The sequence below is a fragment of the Lacticaseibacillus camelliae DSM 22697 = JCM 13995 genome (assembly GCF_001436615.1).
In the GTDB taxonomy this organism is placed as follows: domain Bacteria; phylum Bacillota; class Bacilli; order Lactobacillales; family Lactobacillaceae; genus Lacticaseibacillus; species Lacticaseibacillus camelliae.
The window spans coordinates 1-21,973 of the sequence record NZ_AYZJ01000017.1 but is presented as its reverse complement, the minus strand read 5'-3'; the positions used below and the strand labels follow the sequence as shown (position 1 = coordinate 21,973).

The 21,973-nt window shown below is 46.5% G+C and carries 17 protein-coding genes; 14 read left to right on the top strand and 3 right to left on the bottom strand.

Features of this window, described 5'->3' with window-relative positions:
* Nucleotides 1–5: 5 nt before the first annotated feature.
* Entirely contained in the window at nucleotides 6–1,193 is a 1,188-nt protein-coding gene (locus FC75_RS02725; protein ID WP_056989059.1) for a glycoside hydrolase family 88 protein, read from the bottom strand.
* A 278-nt stretch (nucleotides 1,194–1,471) separates the two neighbouring features.
* Between FC75_RS02725 and FC75_RS02720 the strand changes: the two genes are divergently transcribed.
* From FC75_RS02720 to FC75_RS02710, 3 genes are all read left to right on the top strand, one after another.
* On the top strand, nucleotides 1,472–2,218 hold the full coding sequence (locus tag FC75_RS02720) for a GntR family transcriptional regulator (protein WP_054663787.1): 747 nt from the start codon (nucleotides 1,472–1,474) through the stop codon (nucleotides 2,216–2,218).
* A 607-nt stretch (nucleotides 2,219–2,825) separates the two neighbouring features.
* Entirely contained in the window at nucleotides 2,826–3,287 is a 462-nt protein-coding gene (locus FC75_RS02715) for a PTS sugar transporter subunit IIA domain-containing protein (protein WP_235808692.1), read from the top strand.
* 201 nt (nucleotides 3,288–3,488) lie between these two features.
* Nucleotides 3,489–5,249, top strand: a complete 1,761-nt coding sequence (locus FC75_RS02710) for an ulvan lysase-like protein (RefSeq protein WP_056989058.1) — start codon at nucleotides 3,489–3,491, stop codon at nucleotides 5,247–5,249.
* Nucleotides 5,250–5,555: 306 nt separating this feature from the next.
* On the opposite strand, the gene FC75_RS02705 is transcribed toward FC75_RS02710, so the two are convergent.
* Nucleotides 5,556–8,795, bottom strand: coding sequence for a polysaccharide lyase family 8 super-sandwich domain-containing protein (locus FC75_RS02705; protein WP_056989057.1), 3,240 nt, complete (start codon nucleotides 8,793–8,795; stop codon nucleotides 5,556–5,558).
* A gap of 696 nt (nucleotides 8,796–9,491) precedes the next feature.
* On the opposite strand from FC75_RS02705, the gene FC75_RS02700 reads away from it, so the two are divergent.
* The 6 genes from FC75_RS02700 to FC75_RS02675 all read left to right on the top strand — a co-directional run bounded on the left by FC75_RS02700 (nucleotide 9,492) and on the right by FC75_RS02675 (nucleotide 15,153).
* Nucleotides 9,492–10,208, top strand: a complete 717-nt coding sequence (locus FC75_RS02700; protein WP_054663776.1) for a GntR family transcriptional regulator — start codon at nucleotides 9,492–9,494, stop codon at nucleotides 10,206–10,208.
* Nucleotides 10,209–10,238: 30 nt separating this feature from the next.
* Nucleotides 10,239–11,426, top strand: a complete 1,188-nt coding sequence (locus tag FC75_RS02695; protein ID WP_054663803.1) for an AgaS family sugar isomerase — start codon at nucleotides 10,239–10,241, stop codon at nucleotides 11,424–11,426.
* 16 nt (nucleotides 11,427–11,442) lie between these two features.
* Entirely contained in the window at nucleotides 11,443–12,618 is a 1,176-nt protein-coding gene (nagA, locus tag FC75_RS02690) for an N-acetylglucosamine-6-phosphate deacetylase (RefSeq protein WP_054663773.1), read from the top strand.
* Between the two features lie 71 nt (nucleotides 12,619–12,689).
* Nucleotides 12,690–13,691, top strand: coding sequence for a tagatose 1,6-diphosphate aldolase (locus FC75_RS02685; protein ID WP_056989056.1), 1,002 nt, complete (start codon nucleotides 12,690–12,692; stop codon nucleotides 13,689–13,691).
* 30 nt (nucleotides 13,692–13,721) lie between these two features.
* Nucleotides 13,722–14,096, top strand: coding sequence for a Rid family detoxifying hydrolase (locus tag FC75_RS02680; protein ID WP_054663770.1), 375 nt, complete (start codon nucleotides 13,722–13,724; stop codon nucleotides 14,094–14,096).
* A 118-nt stretch (nucleotides 14,097–14,214) separates the two neighbouring features.
* Nucleotides 14,215–15,153 (top strand): 2-dehydropantoate 2-reductase, encoded by a 939-nt coding sequence (locus FC75_RS02675; protein WP_054663767.1) that lies wholly within the window; start codon nucleotides 14,215–14,217, stop codon nucleotides 15,151–15,153.
* Between the two features lie 98 nt (nucleotides 15,154–15,251).
* Here the strand turns inward: FC75_RS02675 and FC75_RS02670 are convergent, their stop codons facing one another.
* The gene (locus FC75_RS02670; RefSeq protein ID WP_056989055.1) at nucleotides 15,252–16,250 is read right to left on the bottom strand and encodes a LacI family DNA-binding transcriptional regulator; all 999 of its coding nucleotides are present in this window, start codon (nucleotides 16,248–16,250) and stop codon (nucleotides 15,252–15,254) included.
* A gap of 171 nt (nucleotides 16,251–16,421) precedes the next feature.
* Here FC75_RS02670 and FC75_RS02665 point away from each other — a divergent pair, with 171 nt between their 5' ends.
* Genes FC75_RS02665 through FC75_RS02645 form a run of 5 tightly spaced genes read left to right on the top strand, consistent with a single transcriptional unit; the run spans nucleotide 16,422 to nucleotide 21,951 of the window.
* Nucleotides 16,422–17,510, top strand: a complete 1,089-nt coding sequence (locus FC75_RS02665) for a Gfo/Idh/MocA family protein (protein ID WP_054663762.1) — start codon at nucleotides 16,422–16,424, stop codon at nucleotides 17,508–17,510.
* An 11-nt stretch (nucleotides 17,511–17,521) separates the two neighbouring features.
* Nucleotides 17,522–18,496: an ABC transporter substrate-binding protein gene (locus tag FC75_RS02660; RefSeq protein WP_056989054.1), complete on the top strand. Its 975-nt coding sequence runs from the start codon at nucleotides 17,522–17,524 to the stop codon at nucleotides 18,494–18,496.
* Between the two features lie 15 nt (nucleotides 18,497–18,511).
* The gene (locus FC75_RS02655) at nucleotides 18,512–19,996 is read left to right on the top strand and encodes a sugar ABC transporter ATP-binding protein (protein ID WP_054663753.1); all 1,485 of its coding nucleotides are present in this window, start codon (nucleotides 18,512–18,514) and stop codon (nucleotides 19,994–19,996) included.
* Nucleotides 19,997–21,001 carry an ABC transporter permease gene (locus FC75_RS02650; RefSeq protein WP_054663750.1) on the top strand — a complete coding sequence of 335 codons (1,005 nt, stop codon included), beginning with the start codon at nucleotides 19,997–19,999 and terminating at the stop codon, nucleotides 20,999–21,001.
* 11 nt (nucleotides 21,002–21,012) lie between these two features.
* A complete protein-coding gene (locus tag FC75_RS02645; RefSeq protein ID WP_056989053.1) occupies nucleotides 21,013–21,951 on the top strand; it encodes a sugar phosphate isomerase/epimerase family protein in 939 nt (312 codons plus the stop codon).
* The last annotated feature ends 22 nt before the right edge of the window (nucleotides 21,952–21,973 follow it).

The window sequence follows — 21,973 nt, the reverse complement described above, 5'->3', positions numbered from 1 at the left end:
GCGTTTTACCAGTACATTTGCCACTGCTTCTTGTAACGAATCAGGGCTTCTAAGTAGAAATAGTCACCCCATAGATTGCCTTCATCCACACCGCGGCCTGAGTGCCATGAGTACACCCCATGGTTGAGCAAGGCTGTGATACCGGTAGTTTGCTCATCAGTGTAATTGGTAATCAAACTTCGCAGCATAGAGGAGGCAGCGTGCTGGTAAAGGGGCTTAAGTTCATCTCCTTCCTGTAAGAATCCCTCCATTTGTTTGATGCCGCAGACGGCAATGGCTGTGGCGGATGAGTCTTTAGCCTGCCAATCGCCATCGTGAAAAATCAGATCCCAATAAGACACCATGTCAGCCGGCAGTCGGTTCAAGAAGTAATTAGTTACTGCCTTGAACGTGTGGATGTCCGCGGCATCTTGGAGGCGGGTGTAGTTTAGAGCGATGCCGTAAATCAACCAGCTCTGACCACGAGCCCAGCTGGAGTCATCAGAGTAGCCTTGGCGGGTTTTGCCGCCAAGCGGTTGGCCCGTTGCTGGGTCGAAGTAGAAAGTGTGGAACGCTGAAGCATCGGGCCGAATCGCGTATTTCAGCGTAGTCGCGTAATGCTTACTTGCAACCTCTTTATACTCCGGCTTGCCCGTTTCCTCACTCGCCCAAAATAGCAGGGGAATGTTGAGCAAAGCATCGACAATCAGGCGATAGTTCTCTGCACTGCCTTTTGGCCCCCAGGCTTGAATGAATTGACCTTTTGGATTGTATCGGGTCATCAGCTTGTCTGCAGCTTTAAGCGCTGCGGCTTTCGCAATTGGGTTACCAGTGAGTTTATAGGCACTCACACAAGAAGGAGTATACAGAAAACCGAGGTCGTGATGATCGACATCAATCTCATGATCGATGCGGTATTTGAAGCTCTGAACGTTTTTCTCTGCCAGCCGGCGGAAATGCTCATCATTGGTGGCCTCGTACGCTAACCACAGAATCCCAGTCCAGAAGCCAGTCGTCCATTCTACGTTCTCGGAAGGCTCATAGCTGCTGTTCTTAGTCGATGAGCTGGGGAAAGTTTCCCCCAGTTTCACAATGTTGTGCTTTACTTTGTCAATGACCACATTGATAGCGCTGTCGATCTCTTTCTCACTTAACAGGGGTTGATTCAAGTAATTTTTAGGGTCACGCAAAGGTTCCAAATTGATCTGTGTCATAGCGTCCTCCAACAAACACGTCTTTATAAAGGGTTAACGTGTTATCTGATTTCAAGTCAAAGGATACTCCGGTTTTTAACGTTTGTAAACGCTTTTTTTAATTTTTTCCTGTTGGTATTGTTGGTGTGCGCAAGTTAACCTCAAATGCATTGAACTGGCAATAACTAAATTTATTTTTAGTCTTTGAAAGACTGGCCTTTTTTAACGATTTGAGGTAAATTGGGGGTGCGACGTTAGTTATAACGTTAACCCTAACTTTCCAAATAGGAGTCGAAATCATGCAACCAAAATATCAGTTAATTAAGCAAGAAATCGTTAAAGCGATTGAGAACGGGACTTTCAAGCCTGGTATGCGCATCTATTCAGAAGGCGAGCTACGTGTGAAGTATGGGGTAAGCAATACTACCGCAGTCCGAGCTTTAAATGAGTTGGTGAGCGAAGGCTATTTGGTACGGCGCCAAGGCGATGGCACGTTCGTCCGGCGGAACTTGAACCATCAAAAAGCTTGGTTCAGTGAGTTTTCACCATTCAAGCTGGATGCCAGTGGACAGCGTGAGCGGATTGTTGAACACACAGTCACAACGGTTAACCAAAACATTACTAACGCGGATATCTCTACATTACTTGGCGATCCTACAGAAAGTCAGCAATTGATCTGCGTTCATCAAGTTGCCTACGCTAATGATGTCGCCTGGAAATTTCAGGATCGGTACTTATTAGGGACATACTTGGATCGCTCAGCAATTGAACGTTTGACTGCAGGCAGTAGCCTGTCCCGAGAGATGCGCTTAGATCGCAACCTAGCGGACTATCCCACCCAAACTCATGTTAATGTAGAGTCCCTTGATCAGCTACCGATGCTGCAAGAGGAGATTGCCACGTTGGGGCAGACAGCAAACTATGCGGATGCGCCGGCTGTCTTTCATTTGACCAAGACTTTCTACGGTCCGGCTCATCAGGTATTGGTCTACCTTGTATCAAACAATCATCCTGCGTACTACCACATCGAAATATTGACTGATTAAGCAGTCAGAACGCCAGGGCTTTTGTCTTATGATGACGTTGAGTAATACCTGTTTTCACCGTTGACGAAGGCCGGATACCCAGTCTTCCCAGTAATTTGACTGGGTTAAGGATTGGACGATACGGATATTGGTGATGTGTGGTTAGGAGCGCGTTTCTGTCTAACTCATTCGCAAAACAGGAGCAGTTTTATATCAGAAATTGTTTTGCGGCTCAAATAGCAATTAGATTCAGCTGAAGGCGTTGATATACGCGTATTATTAGCCTTCTGTGGTCTCACAAATTGGAAGCGTTGACATTCTCTGCCGGGGACCACTATACTGCACGTCATGGCTATAGTCGGTGAGCAGCGAACATAAAGTTGAAGCGGATAAGCATCCTTTTTCACCATATGAACAGATTCTGCATTGCTGATGAACAGACAAACTGAAGCTTCAGTTGAGATGCAGACTTTTATAGGCCGTTCGAGATAATGCGGAGCGTCATGGGTAAAGCGTTGGCAAACTACAAACGGGAGGATTAGAGAGTGGCAAGAGCAGGGTAGCTTTAATACCTTATTCAAAGAAATTGGGGGAGCGCTACCCCATCTTTGGTCTTTAATTTTTGAACATGTATATTCCACAAAGTATAGAAAAGGGGATTAAAATGACACAATTTCAAACAATTATCACCGGACACGGGCACTTTGCAACAGGAATGAAGGGCGCTGTGGAACTGCTAGCGGGTGTCCAGACTTCGTTTAAGTATATTGATTTTGCTGAGGGCATGAGCGATGAAGAACTGGGACACCAACTTCAAGCCGCATTAACTTCCAGCCCGACTTTAATTTTTACTGATCTTGTTGGTGGAACACCTTATAAGGAAGCTGCCAAGTTGTCGCTTTCGAGGCAGGACCTTGCTGTTGTTGCAGGTTGCAATCTAGCGTCGCTATTAGAGACTATTTTCAGCAACTACGATTCGCTGTCAGAATATGCTGATACGTTGGTCAACGTGACAAAGCAGTCTGCGCAGGTACTCGATCTTTCTTTAGGCGAGTCGGAGGAAGATCCCGAAGATGGAGAAGGAATTTAAGCAACTGTCAGTTCATTAATGTTGGCACGACGAATAGGGCAGAATTAACGACCCTTTTTAGTTTTTAGGGAATTTTTTCTGAGAACATCCATGAATGAAATTTTTTAGTCCTCACGGTTGGCGTACGTATCTAACCCAAAGTAGTTCACTGAATGGATTCGGGGAACTCTAGGACTAATGAAATTGTAGGAGGTAGCCAAGGTGCAGTTACAACTTCGGAAACGTGAGATCACGCTCTTACAAACTTGGATGGACCGCTTAATTGCAGACCAAATTACATCCCCAAATCCGCGCTTTGATGGTGGTGCTCTGTGCCCGAGCTGTTTACACTTTCATGGCCGTGTTATAGATAGTATTTATCCACTGATGACACTGGCTGATTTGACAGGTGATGAGCGATACCGTATATCTGCCGAGCGCTTTTTTATTTGGGGGAATAATCTTTATTGTGATGATCACAGTTATTACAATGACGCCCAACAGACCTGGAATAAGACAACAATATTTTTTGCGCAGTCGTTAGAACTGGCCTTAACAGAGCATGGGCAAATCCTCTCGCCGCAAGTGTACGATACTTGGATCACACGCTTACGCGAAATTTCGAGGTGGATGTTTGACAATTTCACCAAATCAGATTCTGCCAACACGAATTACCATGCGGCATGTGCTGCCGCGATGGCGATGTGTGGCCAATTCCTTAACGAACCGCGTTATCTAGAACGGGCCCGAGAACTGGCAGAGTTTTGCCAAGAGCATATCACGAAGGACAACTTTCTATTTGGGGAAGGGAACCCACGAGATTTCATTACAGCGAAAGGGTGCTACTCAGTTGATGTGGGATATAGCTTAGAGGAAACACTGCCCAACTTACTTGAATATGCTGTGACGATGGCTGATGAGAAGCTGTACGCAAGGTTGGTGCATGTTGGTCAAACTTATCTGCATTTTCTCCTGCCAGATGGTGGCATGGACAACAGTTTTGGCACGCGTAATTTCAAGTGGACCTATTGGGGCAGTCGTACAAGTGATGGTGCTCTAGCCGCGTTCACTCGGCTGAGTCAGCGTGATGCGGCTTTTGGGTCGGCGGTTGATGCGCAGTTAACGCTTCTCGAACGGTGTACGCATGATGGCTATTTGTACGGCGGTCCAGATTACGCTGCTCATGGTGAGGAGCCGTGCCTTCACCATCTCTTTACGCACGCGAAGGTTCTTGCGGCATGCATTGACGAACCCACTGCTAAAAGACGATTGGGTAAAGCAACTCAATTACTCGGGCATTGGCATTTTGATGCGGTGAACACGTCTGTTTGGCGGACACCACTGGTATACGCCAGCATCACGGCAACGGACTATGCGCATTTTGAAGGGGGACACAGTGTTGGTGGCGTAATGGGGATGCTCTGGCACCGCGCGTACGGCCCGATACTTGCTAGCGGGATAACAGATACTACTAGTCGTGAGCCGTTAAATACACAGCTTAGTCGCCGAAAGGAATCGCTAGTTTCGAGCGCTTGGCGCTGGAGCTATCATGAGAAGGGTCAGGATTACTCTAATGTTTATGACTTGATGGCTCAGATGGTGACGGATAAGACTGGAGCAGCGGTTTACTTTAACTTTGCTAATAAACACTTTGAGCGATTGCCCGGGGCCCGGGGGCAGATTAGATACGAGTTATTAGACAATCGAATCACCTGGAGGCTGCGGACTTCGGTTGCAAAGCCTATTACATTGATTCTGCCAATCTGTAAACGTGAGAACTGGCAGTTTATACAAAAAGATAATGGTGTACGGATAACAAAGGGTGAAACACAACTCGTTATTTCATCAAGTGCAAGCCTCAAGTGTGTCAAACCAGGATTCGCTCTGGCTCCAGGATTTGAACTGTGTGTCCTCTATTTTGAATTAGCCAGCAATGCCAATGAGTCTTTAACTTTTGAGGTCACACCGGCGCACCAGAACTGATTTATGCCGCTAGGCCTAGGCTGTTGAATGTTTGTCATAACTTTACTGGAAAGATGGTATAGGCTAGGCTCACACACTGACCAGTAACTGCGGAATGAAGTTGTTTTGTTTGGTAAGAGGGTCAAGGGTGCATCAGTTAACAAAAGGGTACCCAGGCCGGTTGTGACCTGGGTACTCTCGGATAACATCATTAGGTTTTTCTGGCTCTTGACGAAAGCCCACTTCTTCGGATCTGGGCTTTTGTCATTCAAGGAGATTCTCTAGAGACATATTTAGGATATAGGCTATGGCTTACTATTTGAAATGTCAGTCCTCCTTACGCTTACCAAAACCGAGTAAAACGATTATTGATGTCAGTGCCAAGCCAAGAATTGTACCTGACTGGTCGATGTCGTCACCAGTTTTAGGTAATGTTTGCTTGTCTTTGGACGCATGATCTGCAGTGCTGTTTGCAAGCGGAACGGGACTGACATTATCTGTAGTGTTATTGATGCCTCCTGTTCTGCCAGTGTTTGTTTTGTTATTCTTTGGCGCCTTTAAATTAGCAGTTGAAACGGTACTACCAGAGATGTAGTTGCTCTGTTTAGGAGCAGCCTTCAGGGTAACATACTGTGAAACGCCATGCTTGCCCTTGGTATTCACGGTCACAATAGTCTTACTTCCTTGAATTGTGGCCGTTGCATCTCCTTCTGCAATGCTGAATCTACCATTAATTACGAAGGAGACAGTGTCTTGCTTGTTCGTTGGGTCCTGAATAGAGAAGCTATTGCCGCTTCTCATCATGATCATTTGACTGCTTGTCTTGATGTCATTGACTTTGCCTTTGTCAGTGAAAAATACATAACCTTCTATGCCAAGTTTGTTTTGTCGAACAGCAGCAACATCGCTGGTATTCTTCAAAATAGTCACAGCGTCCTCAGACATATATTGAGCTAACTGAGTAGCATCTTTATTTGGAACGATACTATATGCATAACTACTATTTGCGTTGCCTGCATGTTGGTAAGTTAAGGTGACGTAATCTTTAGTGACAGTCTTATCAGCGGCACCTGTCGTCACGTTCCGGACGTCTGAGTACTTACCAGTGCGACTTTCTTGTAAAATATTCACTTTATTGTTGTCAAAGAACACATAGCCCACGTTTCGTTTGGCGTTGTCGTTGTCCTCGATTGTTAGCCATCTCAACGCTGAATTGTTATCCTTGTTTTCAAGGTTCGATTTTACAGAGACGCTTTCAGTGGAATCAAACATTTTATTGTCAATTGTGGTGGTCATATCTCGCCCATTGATATCATGGATGTTTGAACCGAGGACGACAATTTCGCCGTCAAACATGAACCACGCTTTATTCGCTTCTGCGTTTTTGAATACTACAAAATCCGATGGCAGTTTATCTTTATCAGCATAGGACTGCTCGTCTCCAAGCTGCATACCCGCAACACCATAATTTTTTAATGCGGCACTGCCAGAAAAATCATTGGTGCCCAGTGGGAAATAAACATACGTATTTTGTGCGACGGATCCAGACTCAAATTCCGGCTCATGCGAATAGAAGTTTCCGCCATAAAGCTCAGGAATGGTCTTTCGTTCTTCATTCACCGTGGTGACCCCGGGTAGTTTGTTTGGATCAACCGTTGCCTGGTAATCGATACCAAAGGCTTTTGTTTGGTCCACGCCATCCTGATACAAATAATAGGCGCCATCACCTTGATACCAAGGCTTGAGGTTTTCACCCGACATGTATTCATATTTAGAAATGCGGTCGGAGCTTCTGGAGATAGCGAAGGCATATCCCGGGCGAATAAGCACCGATTTATCCATCAGGTTAAAAGCAAAATACTGGTTGTCCGTTACCGGGTTCTCGCTCGAAATGGTGTTGTCATTCAGTATCTGGTTATAAACGACGGTGTTGTTTGCCGAAGCAAATTTGCTACTGTCAACTTTTAATTGTTTAATGCTACCAAGATATTTGATGTAGCTTTGAAGCTTCTGCTGAGTTTGACCGCTCATAGAAGTCGAAAGTTGGACAAGTGCCTCAATGATGCCTGCACTGTCAGTATATCCAGAACCAGTGCGTGAGACCCCTCGACCCTTGACGATTTCCATCATATAGCCTTCGTACATCAGGGGAGAGAAACTGTTATATATCCAATTGTTAACGGTTGCCAACAATTCACCGCTCTCTAGAGAAGTCCCGTGCAGTAATGTAGTCAGCTGAGCAGTTCGGCCCAAAAGCACGATGCCGTAGCTCCCCGTATAAGGGACAGTGGAATGCTGAATAAATGATCCGTCTTCATAGAAACCGTCTGTGACCCCGTGTTGGATGTTGTCGGGATTAATAACAGCTAAGCAAGTCATAAAGTCAGAGATTGCCTTTTTAACCCTTGGCGCATCATTACTGGCCACACCCTGACAGATTCTGTCTAAGGTGATGTCTGCCAAGTTGGCACCGGTATGCTGCCGAGCATCTAAGTTCACGTCCCCAATCTTAGGTGAACCAGGTTTTTCGTCACCCCTTAAATAGGCATCCATAGTTTTAATGGATTCATTAACAAAGTCGTCGCCTAGGTCATCGTGTAGTAGTAGCAACATTGGAGACAAGCTCTTTGGCACGCCAATCTCCCACTGGTACCAGTTGCCATAGTAGCCTTTATCCGTATCTTTTAGATATTTGTCCTGCAGCCACTTTAACGCATCAATCAATGCATTTTTGGCTTCTTGGTTTTTGTACATAGTATTGTATTTACTTGGTGTTGCATACGCTAATGCGACACTATACAAGTTGGTGTACGTACTTCCAAGATTGGCCGAAAGGTCTGCAACGGTTTTATCCGTTCCTTTGCTGTTATCTAGGACAAGTTTTTCGTATACAGCATTACCAGCATGATCAAAATCAGGGATATTTGCTTTCCCTTTCTTGGCGATACTTTCCATTTTGGCTTTGTTTACGGGATCATTGTTGATTGTCTCGTTGCCAATCAGATATTCAATTTGATTGTGCTTAATCTTGCTCATTTCTTCTGAGCTGATTGCTGATTCTTCTGTCGATGACACAGTTGGTTTTGGCTCCGCAGCCACTGAAGTGGTTGATAATGCGTTGGGAGATTCTTCTGTTTTGGCAGCTGGCGTTTGCGTGTCAGTTTCATCAAGACTGGAAGGAACGGTTGCTTCAGTTGCTGTGGTTTGTGTGGCATCGTTGTTGGTCTTAGCATTTTGTGATTGAATAATCGGTTTATCGGCACTGCTCGACGACGGATCGGCTGAGCTAGCTTTCGTACTCTCGTCCTCAGGGCCTTGATCTGATAAGACGTTGGTTGATGTTGCAGTCTCAACAGTAGGATTAGTCGAGTTGGTTAATCCGCTGGCGGTAGATTGACCAGACGTTTCTACTACTCCTGTGATAGTCTCTGCAGAGGCATCGGCGTGGACAATTGAATATGGGCCAGTACCCAGGGTGATTGCAGCACCCGCAGTGGTGATACCAGCTACGAGCCAGAGCTTTCCAGCCTTAAAAAGTTTAAAGTGAGTTTTTGACACACCGTTCATTTTTCATTCCTCCTTAGTTTGACGAATATCATGCAAACAGCATCGAATCCTACTTCTGGTTAGCAATAACTGCTTCAAATGTTTGCTGGGGCTTTGAAGATGTGGTAATGGGCGGGGGGGTATCATCTCCTTTATTAACCCTGGAACATAGGGTTAACGTGTTGTCTAATTCCAGGGCAAAGGATACTACGATTGATAAGTGTTGTAAACGCTTTTATTTATACAAATTTAGGCGGGAGGTTAAGTGCAATTGAGTTAACCTTAAACTCTTTTATGTAGTGACACATCAATAGATTTACTAAATGAATAGGCTGGGTTATTTCTCGTTTTTTGGGAGCATTGCGTGTTCGTCGTTAGTTATAACGTTAACCCTAGCTTATCTTACAAGAAACGATATTATGCAATCGAAGAGACTAACCCTAGTGGCAAAGCTGATATTCCCTGGTTCCTTTGAAGTTCAAGCTGCTGTTGAAACACTGTGCTACTTTTCCTTTCGATGGATATGTTATTTGCGCTTTCCATATAAATCTTGCGACATTAGGTCACCTTGCCCGAGGCATCTACAGATCTGATTCTCTTGGCGATTTTTACTAAGTATCCCTTTGACAAACGCGCCTTTCTAGTGTATTACTGTGGTTGGTACCACGGTGGTTGGTACCACGTCAGTCTAGCCACCAGGACATTGTGTAAGAGGGGATGAGACTCATTTCATTATCAGCGGATTTAGTGAAAAAGCTTGAAGAATACATTACGAAAGAATTGAGGCCAAACGATAAAATTCCTTCGGAGCGGGCGTTGAGCAAGCAGTATCAAGTTAGCAGAAATACGGTCCGTATTGCGTTAAATCAGCTTTTCTTACGTGGGGATATTTATCGTAGCCCGGGTAAAGGCACCTTTGTAGCCGATCGGATGAGCGGCAGAACCGATGTAGCCAGCTCGATTAGCTTCACTAAGCAGATGGGTGCGATGAATCTAAATCCTAAGAGCAGGATTGAGGAGCTAAAGCAGATTGCGGTCCCCGAAAAAATCGCGAAACACTTGCGTCTTGATCCGGGGGCACCAGTGTTTGTCCTGGTTCGGTTGAGAATCGCCAATGATGAACCCATGATGTTTGAGCGGACTTATTTGCCGGCGGACCTGTTGCCAGGCTTTAGCAAGAAGTTATTGGGCACCACGCCTCTTTACGATTTGCTGGACAAACATTATGGCATTCATATCGCCACTGTCGATGAAACGTTCTTTGCAGATTTAATGGGCGATGAATACGCTAAAGCACTAAACGTTGCAACGGGATCGGCCTGCCTGAAGATTCGGCGGACAACGTTCACAGATTCTGACAGAATTATTGAATACACAAAGAGCGTGGCTCGTGCGGATCGTTTTATTTATCAAGTTCATCACGCAAATCACTAACGTGCAGTATCACAAAGGAGGATGGAAAAAGTGTTTGAACAATCGACTGAAGCACTGACAAATTTGGGGGCGGAAATCACCACCCGTGAGATAAAGCAACAGCCCGATCTTTGGCAGGAAGCTTTTGATAACTATGAGACGCGTCAGGCCGTGATTACTGATTTCCTGGCCAAGGTTACTCATCAGGCGGCCGGCCAAAAGGTGCGTGTCGTTTTCACGGGTGCTGGCAGCTCTCAGTATGTTGGCGATACTGTGACACCTTATTTACAGGCGCACGGGGACCGAGATCGCTTCGATTTTGAATCAGTGGGTTCTACCGATATTGTGTCCGATCCCGCCGAGTTCTTAAAGGCTGATACGCCAACATTACTTGTTTCGTTTGCTCGAAGCGGGAATTCGCCTGAGAGTCTTAAGACGGTGAGTCTGGCTGAGCAAATCATCACGAATCTTCATCAAATCAGTATCACTTGTGCACCTGAAGGTAAGCTAGCTTTAAACTCTGCGAACACTTCGGGGACCTTGCTATTGTTGCAGCCCGGTCGTTCCAACGATAAAGGTTTCGCAATGACCGGTAGTTTTACATGCATGTTACTGACAGCGCTGCTGGTCTTTGATACGTCAAGCATTGAGTCGAAGCGCGCATGGGTTGGTGAAATGGCCTCTATGGGGAAAGAGGTGATTGAGCGAGAACAAGAAGTACAATCCATTGTTAATCAAGACTTCGAACGAATCGTGTATCTCGGTACTGGAGCTCTGGGTCGGTTGGCTCGCGAAGCGCAACTCAAAGTTCTTGAGTTAACTGCTGGTCGATTCTCGACAATGTTTGATACTTCGATGGGTTTTCGCCATGGCCCTAAGAGCTTTGTGAATGATAAGACCCTCGTGTTTGATTTTGTAAGTAACGATAGCTACTCTCGTCGATACGACATTGATCTGTTGGAAGAGGTTAAGAACGACAAGATAGCGCCTACGATCATGGCGATTGGGGCTCGCCAGACCAATAACTTCTCAGGTTCTGAATTCAATTTTGGTGAGAGTATTTCTGCGCTCCCCGATGCGTATCAGGCACTTCCGGACATCATGTTCGCGCAGACGCTGGCCTTGCTTGCTTCTGTCAAAGTGGGTAATCGCCCTGACACACCTTCTCCCACTGGGACTGTTAATCGCGTGGTGAAAGGTGTCACCCTTCACGACTATCCAGATACGAAAGAGATCTAGGAGATGGGTGGAGGACATGACTAAATATATTCATGCTGCAAAGTTCTTTATGCCCCACGTGACAGAGTCTGGCGGCTATCTACAAATCACATCTGACGGCAAATTTGGTGAGTATTTTCCCGAAACCATACGCCCGGACGGCGATATTATTGAATACCCGGATATGTGGGTGACCCCTGGACTGGTGGATACGCATATCCACGGGCTGTTAGGCCACGACGTCATGGATAATGATTGGGCGGGTATTGACGCTATGAGCCGCAACTTGGTTAAAGCTGGGGTGACGAGCTGGCTGCCAACGACTTTGACGGGGTCATTTTCTCAACTCAAAGAAGTCTGTGCCACAATCGCACAACATGCAGGTGAAGAAAGCGGCGCAAAAATCCAGGGTATTTACTTTGAAGGGCCTTACTTTACGACTAAGCACAAAGGGGCGCAGAACCCCAAGTACTTTAAGAATCCGAGCTTGGCAGAATTCTCGGAATGGCAGTCTGCTGCTAATGGTTTGATCAAAAAAATTGCCATCGCTCCCGAGCGCGAAGACTCAGTGGCTTTTACTCGTCAGGTAGTCTCTAAAGGGACCGTTGTGGCGCTAGGGCATAGCGATGCCACCTTTGAACAGGCGAAGGCGTGTGTTAATGCGGGAGCCAGTATGTTTACGCACACCTTCAATGGGATGAGTCCCCTTAGTCATCGTGCGCCTGGCATGGTCGGAGCGGCTATGTATCTGCAGGGTGTCACTGATGAACTAATTTGTGACGGTCATCATGTCCGTCCAGAGGTGGCAACAACCTTGGTTCGGTTAGTCGGACCGGAACACGTTGCGCTTATCACGGATTGTATGCGAGCAGGGATGATGCCAGACGGCGACTATAAGCTTGGCGAACTGCCGGTCTATGTCAAAGACGGAATGGCCCGGCTGAAAGAAGGAAATAGTTTGGCGGGATCAGTGCTGCAGCTTAAAGATGCACTGATCAATCTGCTGGCTTGGGGCGCAGCTACGCCTGAAGAGGCCGTGAAAATGGCAACGGTTACACCTGCAACATCTTGCCATATTGAACAGCAATGCGGAAGTATTTTGCCAGGCCGGCCCGCGGACTATCTTGTGTTAGACGCCAAATTGGGTTTGCACGCTACGTATTTAGATGGTCAGCTGGCCTATCGAGCTGGTACCCAAGATGAAAGCAAGTAACTATTAACATCGGACTATGAGCTTTTGACAACAATATCGCAACCTAGGAACGTCATTAGGAGGAAACAACAATGCCTGCTGAATTAACTACTACCCAGTTCAACCACTTGAAACAACTCTCGAATGATGACAATGTTATCTCTGCACTCGCACTCGATCAGCGCGGATCACTGAAAAAAATGATTGCCTCCGCTTCAGGTGAAGGTGAAAGCGAAGAAGTCATCATTGATTTTAAGAAGGCTATCTCTGAAGAACTAACGAAGTACGCGAGCTCTATTCTGCTTGACCCTGAGTACGGTCTGCCCGCAGCAAAGAAACGTGATAGTAAATCTGGTCTTTTGCTCTCATATGAAAAAACTGGGTATGATGCCACAGAACCGGGCCGTTTCCCAGATTTGATTGATAATCAGAGCGCACTGCGAATTGGCGAGGAGGGTGCAGATGCGGTTAAGTTCCTCTTATATTACGATGCTGATGAAGGAGATAAAATCAACGATCGTAAGAAGGCGTTTGTAGAGCGCGTAGGTGCCGAAAGCAAAGCTAACAACTTACCATTTTTCTTGGAACTTGTGTCTTATGATGCCAATATGGACTCAGTAACTGATGCAGCTTATGCGAAGGTCAAACCTCACAAGGTGATCGAACTGACTCGTGAGTTCAGCAAACCACGTTATAACGTTTCAGTACTTAAGCTAGAAGTCCCAGTCAATCAGAAATTTGTGGAAGGCTTCACAGATGGCGATGAACCAGTTTATACAGCACAAGAGGCAGCTAATTACTACAAGGAACAGGCTGAAGCAACCAACCTGCCGTTTATCTTCTTAAGCGCGGGCGTGACAAACGAGATGTTCCTTAAGGAGCTTCACTTTGCGAAGGATTCAGGCTCTAATTTTAACGGTGTATTGTGCGGTCGGGCGACGTGGAAACTAGGTGTGAAGCCATTTGCTGCGGAAGGTGAAGAGGCTGGCAGACAATGGCTTCAAACAGAAGGCAAGGCTAATATTGAACGACTCAATAAAGTCCTTGCTGAAACGGCGACTCCTTGGAGCAATAAGGTCAAAGTTGTTGACTGATTGTTCAAAGATAACGCGGGAGGGAAGTCAATGGCGGTTACAACTATATACACGGCAAAAGCCCCGGAACCAATCGGCCCGTATTCACAGGCTAAGTTGGTTGACGGTACGCTGTACATCTCTGGACAGATTGGTTTGGACCCTGTCACTGGTCGGTTAGCAGGGGATGATATTAAGGCACAAACTGAGCAAGTCATGAGCAATCTGGACGCAATTTTGACGGCGGCTGGGAAGTCGTTTGATGATGTGGTCAAAACCACCTGTTTGTTGACCGACATGAGTGCTTTTGCCACCTTTAACGAGATTTATGAGCAGTATGCTGTTAGTAGGCCTGTCCGCTCCACTTATGCAGTAAAAGCCTTACCGGCCAACGCATTGGTGGAAGTTGAATTGGTTGCGGACTAGTCCTTTCGGAGGGGGGAACTCGCTTTTTGGGGGGTACCTCTTTTTTGTTGGGAAGGCTCTGAGTTTTGAAGCTGGCCCCCTTATCGGTGTAGAATTGGCAACGAAAGAAGATGTTGATATGAAGATCACAGTACTCGGCGTTGGCGGCATGGGTAGCCGCTTCGCCATCATGTTGCACCAGGCGGGAAATGACATCACGCTGGTGGACGGCTGGCAGGCCAATGTCGACGCGATTCGCAAGGACGGCATTCAGGCCAATTTTAACGGTAAGCAAATTGCTGAAAAAATGCCGGTTTACACGCCGGCAGAAATCGATAAAAGTGGCATTAAGGCTGACCTGATCGTCGTCTTCCTGAAGTCGAATCAACTTGAAAGCATGTTTGAGCAGGTCCAGGCGCTGATCCACCCGGACACCTACGTGCTGTGCCTGCTGAACGGTATCGGTCACGAGGACGTGCTGGAAAAGTTCGTTGCCAAGGATCATCTGATTCTTGGCATCACGATGTGGACCGCCGGCATGACCGGTCCGGGCCACGTGGAGCTGGTCGGCGACGGCGAAGTTGAGCTCCAGAACTTCGAGCCTGCTGGCAAGGACTTCGCGCTCCAGGTGGTTGACGTGTTCAAAGGCGCTGGCCTGAACCCGAAGTACAGCGACAACGTCAAGTACTCGATTTGGCGCAAGGCCTGCGTCAACGGCACACTGAACGTGCTGTGCGCACTACTGGATTGCAACATTGGCGAGCTTGGCAAGACGCGCGAGGCGCCTGAGTTGCTGCACACGATCATTGACGAGTTTGCGGCGGTGGCCAAGCACGAAGGCGTCGACCTTGATACGGCCGAGGTTTACGATCACGTCGCGGCGACCTTCACCGCCGACATCGCGGACCATTACCCATCCATGCACCAGGACCTTGTCCAGCATCATCGCGTGACCGAAGTCGACTTCATCGATGGCGCTGTCGCGCGCAAGGGCAAGAAGTATGGCATCGCTACCCCTTACTGCACGCTTTTGACGCAGCTGGTGCATGCCAAGGAGCAGTTGGTCGGGGCTAAATAGATTTAGACGGAGCAAGAAAAGTATGGACACCAGTGATGGTGTCCTTTTTGTGTTGGGGTAAAGATAAGCAGCGTGCGAATTTGATCAGAATTCGGCTATCAGGTACTGTCTCGAAGTAGCAGTGAGGTATCCAGTACCTCATGACGATCTGGTGCGTTCTTTCGTGTCATTTTTTCCACTAGAATTTCGCAGGCTTCGTAACCGATCTCGTAGGAGGGTTGCTTAACGGTGGTTAGGGATGGGGAGACCACAGTCGATAAGAAGATGTTGTCGAAACCAATAACCGACAGGTCTTTAGGAACTTTTTTGCCGACTCTTTTCGCGGCTTCTAATGTTGCAAAGGCAAAGACATCGGAACAGTTGAAAACGCCATCTATATCTTTCTTCACTTCAAGTAGGTTTGTGATTTTCGAAAGTGCTAGAGAAAAGTTGATGTCGTGAACATGGAGTATGCTGTGCTCATCGCACTGGAGATTAGCATCTCTAATAGCTTGCTTGTATCCAGCCTCACGTTCACGGGCGTACTTGTGATTCGGAGTCGAGTTCACCATCGCTAGTTTGGTTCTGCCAATACTAAGGAGATATTTAGTGGCTTGGTAGGCTGCTCTCCGGTCATCAATGCCGACGTAAGAGATGTCGGTTTGCTCAAGATATTCAGAACACATGACAACTGGTAGCTCCTGGTTCACCTTTCGAGCGGTAATGTTATCTGGAAACGCTGAAAGGGCAATGAGGCCGCGTAGATTCATGTCTTTGAGCAAATCAAAATAATAATCAGCACTGGTCTGATTCTCCGAGGCGATGATGAGCACAACGCTTAGCTTGTGCGCTTCTGCGGATTTACTAATGCCATCTAGAACTGTGGAATTGAATGGATTCGCGAGATTTGGAATTAAGACCCCGATGGTGGTGCTCACTGAGGGCCGGGTATCGTGATTGAGCCGATAACCGAGTTCATGTACGGCTTGATCAATCCTTTCCCGAGCTATTTCGCCAACGCTGCCTTTATGATTAAGTGCCCTCGATACTGTTGCGATTGAATAGCCAGTGCGCGCCGCTAAGTCGGTGATTGTGACTTGTTTCTTTTTCTTTGGCATCGAACCACACCCTCCTATAGTTGCTATGAGTAATCGTACACCCAGCGTTGTAAATTTTACACAAAATAATGTAAAGGTTTCATTGACGAAAACTGAGCCAATGAAATATGATTAAAAATGTAAACGATTACAGTAGCTGACGTTTATCCTGATTATAAGGGGGAATGATATGTGGATGTAGCTGTCGTTGGGACTGGATTTATTGGTAAACAGCACATTGAAGCGATACGACGAATTCCGGGCGCAAATTTAGTGGCGGTGTGTGAGCCGAATGCAGAACTGGCAAAACAGGTTAGCAGGTCGCTTAACATTCCTCACTACTACACAGAAGTTGAACAGATGATTAAACAAGAACCAACACTCGAAATTGTGCACAACTGTACACCTAGTGGCTTTCACTTCGAAATCAACAAGCAACTGATCAAGGCGGGAATAAATGTTTATTGTGAAAAGCCCTTTACGTCAAATGCGCAAGAATCATCAGAGTTGAAAGACCTGCTGGCGAAGGCTGGACTTAAGGGTGGTGTCAACTTCAACTATCGACATAATCTGATGGTTGAGGAAATGAAGGAACGAGTGAAGCAACAGACTATAGGTAAAGTTTGGTTTGTTAACGTTGAGTACCTTCAGGACTGGCTGTTGAAACAAACCGATTATGACTGGCGTGTTGATTCTAAGATTGGTGGGCCAACACGAGCAATCGCAGATATTGGCTCCCATTGTTTCGATACGATTGAGTTTGTCCTTGGGCGGAAGATCACTTCATTAGAGGTTCTGCGGTTGATTGAGTATCCGCAGAGAATCAAGGATGGGTCGTTAGTGCCAGTTTCCAACGAAGATGCAGCAATTATCTTGGCTGAATTCGAAGGTGGACTGAAGGGCCTGATTCGCATTTCGCAAGTTACAGCGGGGAAGAAGAACGATCTCCATGTCTTAGTTGAAGGAACCAAGCAAGCCTTGGAATGGTTTCAAGAACGTCCAGATCACCTCTGGATTGGTAATCGAGATTGTGGTAATGAAGACATCTACGCGGCAAAGCAGTATCTTCATGGGCACGCTGCCGAACTGGCAGAGTTGCCCAATGGTCATGCAGTAGGTTGGAAGGACGCCTTTACTGCAGGAATCAAAGAATTTTATGACGATGTGGCGGGTAGCGAAAATCACAATTACGTTAATTTTGCAGATGCAGACCACCTCATGAAATTGGTTGATGCGTCACTTGTAAGCGATCAGGAACGCCGTAAGGTCAATATAGATTAGGAGTGATTTTGATGAAAAAAGGAACACTGCTCAAGATTGTCGGCGCCACCTTGTTTGCCGCAACATTAGGATTAGCAGGGTGCAGTAGTAACTCGTCCTCAGACTCAGACAAGACTACCGGAGGGGCAGATAAAACGCTCGCGGTAATTATTCCAAGTTCTGATCATGGCTGGCAGGCCGGCGTTAACTACTACGCCAATCAAGAAGTGAAAAAACTTGGCTTGAAGAATTATAAGATTGTGACCTCATCCAGTGTTAACGAACAAGCTTCACAAATCGATGACATGATTTCTCAGGGCGTCGGCGCCATCGTGCTACAGCCGCAGACAGACGAAGTGTCAGTCGCGGCCAAGAAGATTGTTAACGAAAAAATTCCGTTGGTAGTCTTCGATCGCAAGGTTGACGCAGATTACACTGCTTACGTGGCTGGGTCTAACCCACAAATTGGCGAGAAGTCAGCTGAAAAGATAGGTGATGAGTTGGATGGTAAGGGTACAGTAGCCATCCTTAACGTTCCTAGCTCTGGTTCGGTTAGCGCAGAGCGGACCGATGGCTTTAAAAAAGTCATGAAGGATAAATATCCAAACATTAAACTGGTTGAAATGACTGCAGATGACTTCACGCAAGAAAAGGGCTTGAAGGCAGCTACGGATATGCTCCAGTCCAACAAGCAGGTTGATGGGATCTTCTCAATCGATGATGAATCGTCAATTGGTATCCTGCAAGCCATCAAGGACGCGGGACGCAAGGATATTAAGATTATCTCCGGCGCCGGTGGCGATCAATCATACTTCAAGAAGATTGACGAAAGCACCGATATTACATGCTTTACTGCAACCTACAGCCCTTCAATGATTGGTGACAGTATTAAACTGGCCAACGATGCAATGAATGGTAAGAAAATTAAGAGGAACAACATCATTGCGCCGACTATCGTCACCAAGGACAACGTGTCCAAGCACTTTGACTCGAAGTCACCATACTAAGTTAGGTGGTAGCCTATGACCAATGTCGTCGAAATGAGACACATCGAGAAATCGTTTGCACATAACCGAGTCCTCAAAGACGTCAACTTTTCTCTTGCTCCTGGCTCAATTCATGCCTTGTTGGGTGAAAACGGGACAGGTAAGACAACGTTGATGAATATATTGACGGGCTTATATACTAGGGACTCGGGTGAAATTGAGATCAATGGCGCACCTGCGACCATTGACTCGATGAAGCAGATTGCGTTTATCCATCAAGAGCTCTCGTTAGTAAACGACCTTTGTGTGTATGAAAACCTCTACCTTGGTCGAGAGCTAAAGACTCATGGCTTGTTAGATCGGAAAAAAATGATCAGGGAAACGCAGAGCTTCGTTGATCAAGTTGGGATCAAGTTAAACCCGACTGACATGGTCCGTGACTTGAATGCATCTTACAAGCAAATCACTGAGATCGTACGTTCCCTCATGCGCGATGCGAAAGTGATTATTATGGACGAGCCAACAACTTCCCTAACCGACGTGGAGATCGGCGAGATTTTTGAAATCATGCGTACGTTACGTTCGCATGGGGTCAGCATTATCTTTATCTCCCATAAGCTGAATGAGGTCCTTGAGATATGTGATAGTTACACCATTATGCGAGACGGCGTCGTGGTGGCAGCGGGTGAGGTGACACCTACTTTAACCGAAGCTGAGATCAGTCGGCACATGGTCGGAAAGGAACTGTCTAGCTCAGAAATCTACCGACCACGTCAAATCGGCGATAAGGTTCTTGAGTTGGCACATTACACCAAAGATCGTGAGTTTAATGACGTTACCATGAGCGTCAGAAAAGGCGAAGTGGTAGGCGTCACTGGGTTGCTCGGCGATGGCCGCAGTGAGTTGTTTAGCACAGTAGTAGGCGCTGACAAGCCTGATTCCGGTCAGCTGCTGATTGATGGGAAACCCGTGCGGATCAGAACCACTTCAGAGACGCGTCGGTATGGGATTGCCTATCTTCCCAAAAATCGGAAGGAAAATGGCATCATCAAGGACTTGGATATCGCTGAGAACATGACCTTGCCGATGCTCGACAAGATTAGCAAGATGGGCTTGATTGACAATAAGTTGATGAGCAAGACGGTCAATCACTACATCAAGCAGATCAATATCAAGGTGGCAGATCCGAAAGACGCGATTGGTTCACTATCGGGTGGAAACCAGCAAAAAGTATTACTGGCCAAGGCATTAAACATGAATCCAAGAGTGATGATTTTAGATAATCCGACTCAAGGGGTGGATGTTGGCGCCAAGGCTGAAATTTACAACCAAATCATGGACTTAGCTGAGCAGGGGATCAGTTTCGTGATCCTCTCCAGCGAGATTCCGGAAATTCAACAACTCTGTGACCGAGTCTACATTATGTTCCACGGGGAAGTCAGAGCAGAGCTGCCGCATGCGGCAATCAACGAACAAGATGTGATGCTAGTAGCAACTGGTGGGAAGTTGGGAGGCGAGTAAATGAATCAAGTTCAGGAGACGAGTGTGACTGGTAAAAACGAAAGAAAACATGTCAACGTGAGAAAACTGATTGCAAATCACAGTGCGATTTTCGCTTTCCTCATCCTGTTTGTTGTTGCGGTAATGCTCAGGGGACGTGTCTTCCTAAGCATGAATAACATCATGAATATTCTGATGAATAACTCTATCATCGGAATCATTGCACTAGGCATGACGCTGATCATCATTACTGCTGGTATTGATCTGTCCGTTGGCTCTCAATTGGCGGCAACAGGCTTGATTTCGATGACAATTTTGAATTCCACACAGAACATATTCTTAGGGATCGTGGCTGCTCTGGCGGCCGGGCTCTTGTTTGGCGCAGTGACCGGGGGATTGGTTTCCCGATTTGGAGTACCGGCGTTTATCGTCACCCTTGGCACCATGCAGATTTACCGCTCAGTCGCTGAATATTATTTCAACGGCGGAGGGGTGTTGGTAAAAGGTAACTCCAGTGATGCTTTTACGGCAATTTCAAATACCAAGGTATTTGGAATTCTCCCGATGCCTGTCATTTACTGGTTTATCCTTTGTCTGATTATCAGTTTGGTGGCAAAACGCACAGCCTTTGGGCGTCACGTGTACGCAGTTGGTAGTAACGAGCGCGCAAGTTTCCTATCATCCATTAACGTAAATCGCGTGCTGATCATGGTTTACGCCTTGTCTGGGGTGTTAGTTGCCGTTGCCTCTGTCATTGAAGCTTCCCGTCTTGGCAGTATGAACTCCGCGTCATCGAGTAGTGGCTACGAAATGGATGCGATTGCTGCTGTAGTGATTGGTGGTACAGCGATGGCAGGTGGGCGAGGAACGATTCTTGGTACCGTATTTGGAACGTTGACCCTTGGCATCATCAACAACTTGATGAACCTGATGGGTGTACCATCTTTCTTAGTAGGGGCAATCAAAGGCCTGATCATTATCGGGGCAGTATTAGTTCAACGGTCCGTTTCTAAAAATGAAGGCTAGGAGGTGAGTCGATGAAGTTAGGATTGTTAAGTGCTATTTGGGCGAATAAAACGTTTGAAGAAGTAATCGATTACGCTGCAGCCAGTGGCATTCAAAGTGTTGAGCTCGCATCTTGGCCAAAAGGCAATGGTGTACGCCGTTATGCAGGAACTTCACACGTTGACGCCGATTCACTGAATCAGCAAGAAGCAGATCGACTTAGACAATATGCTGATGAAAGGGAAATTGAGATTGCTTCTTTGGGCTATTACCCAAATCCATTGGATGCAAATGAGGAGATAGCACACGCTGCTATCGATCATTTGTACAAGGTGATCGATGCCGCAAAGATGATGAGAGTACCACTGGTGACAACGTTTATTGGCCGAGACCAGACCAAGAATATCAATGATAATCTGGTGTTAGTTGGTAAAGTCTGGCCGCCGATCCTTGATTATGCTCGAGATCTGGGCATTAAGATTGGGATCGAAAACTGCCCAATGCTTTTTACCAACGACGAATGGCCTGGCGGGCAGAATGTCATGACTTCACCTGACAACTGGCGGAAGGTTTTCAAAATTCTCGATTACGACAACTTTGGGCTCAACTTTGATCCTTCACACTTTGTCTGGCAGATGCTTGATTACATTAAGCCCATTTACGAATTTAGTGAGAAGCTGTTTTTAGTCCATTTCAAGGACATTAAACTTTTACCAGAGAAGCTTGCTGATGTGGGTACTATGGCAACTCCACTTCAGTATATGGTGCCGAAGATTCCTGGATACGGAGATATTGATTGGGGAAAGTTTGTTTCAGCCTTGACTGATGTTGGCTATCAAGGAAATACCATAATTGAAATCGAGGACAAGTCCTTCGAAGCTAATGATCAGGCAGTGGATCAAGCAATTAAGCACAGCATTCACTATATGGAAAATTTTGCCCCAGTTTACAATTCAAGTGCAACACCTTAGCGACTAGACCAAAAAGGCCATG

Bases quoted from the DNA above. Each gene is read 5' to 3' on its own strand.
- FC75_RS02670 (WP_056989055.1), bottom strand. From the start codon at position 16,250: ATGCCAAAGAAAAAGAAACAAGTCACAATCACCGACTTAGCGGCGCGC.
- FC75_RS02720 (WP_054663787.1), top strand. From the start codon at position 1,472: ATGCAACCAAAATATCAGTTAATTAAGCAAGAAATCGTTAAAGCGATT.
- FC75_RS02660 (WP_056989054.1), top strand. From the start codon at position 17,522: ATGAAAAAAGGAACACTGCTCAAGATTGTCGGCGCCACCTTGTTTGCC.
- FC75_RS02700 (WP_054663776.1), top strand. From the start codon at position 9,492: ATGAGACTCATTTCATTATCAGCGGATTTAGTGAAAAAGCTTGAAGAA.
- FC75_RS02705 (WP_056989057.1), bottom strand. From the start codon at position 8,795: ATGAACGGTGTGTCAAAAACTCACTTTAAACTTTTTAAGGCTGGAAAG.
- FC75_RS02725 (WP_056989059.1), bottom strand. From the start codon at position 1,193: ATGACACAGATCAATTTGGAACCTTTGCGTGACCCTAAAAATTACTTG.
- FC75_RS02685 (WP_056989056.1), top strand. From the start codon at position 12,690: ATGCCTGCTGAATTAACTACTACCCAGTTCAACCACTTGAAACAACTC.
- FC75_RS02650 (WP_054663750.1), top strand. From the start codon at position 19,997: ATGAATCAAGTTCAGGAGACGAGTGTGACTGGTAAAAACGAAAGAAAA.
- FC75_RS02655 (WP_054663753.1), top strand. From the start codon at position 18,512: ATGACCAATGTCGTCGAAATGAGACACATCGAGAAATCGTTTGCACAT.
- FC75_RS02680 (WP_054663770.1), top strand. From the start codon at position 13,722: ATGGCGGTTACAACTATATACACGGCAAAAGCCCCGGAACCAATCGGC.
- FC75_RS02715 (WP_235808692.1), top strand. From the start codon at position 2,826: ATGTATATTCCACAAAGTATAGAAAAGGGGATTAAAATGACACAATTT.
- nagA (WP_054663773.1), top strand. From the start codon at position 11,443: ATGACTAAATATATTCATGCTGCAAAGTTCTTTATGCCCCACGTGACA.
- FC75_RS02675 (WP_054663767.1), top strand. From the start codon at position 14,215: ATGAAGATCACAGTACTCGGCGTTGGCGGCATGGGTAGCCGCTTCGCC.
- FC75_RS02645 (WP_056989053.1), top strand. From the start codon at position 21,013: ATGAAGTTAGGATTGTTAAGTGCTATTTGGGCGAATAAAACGTTTGAA.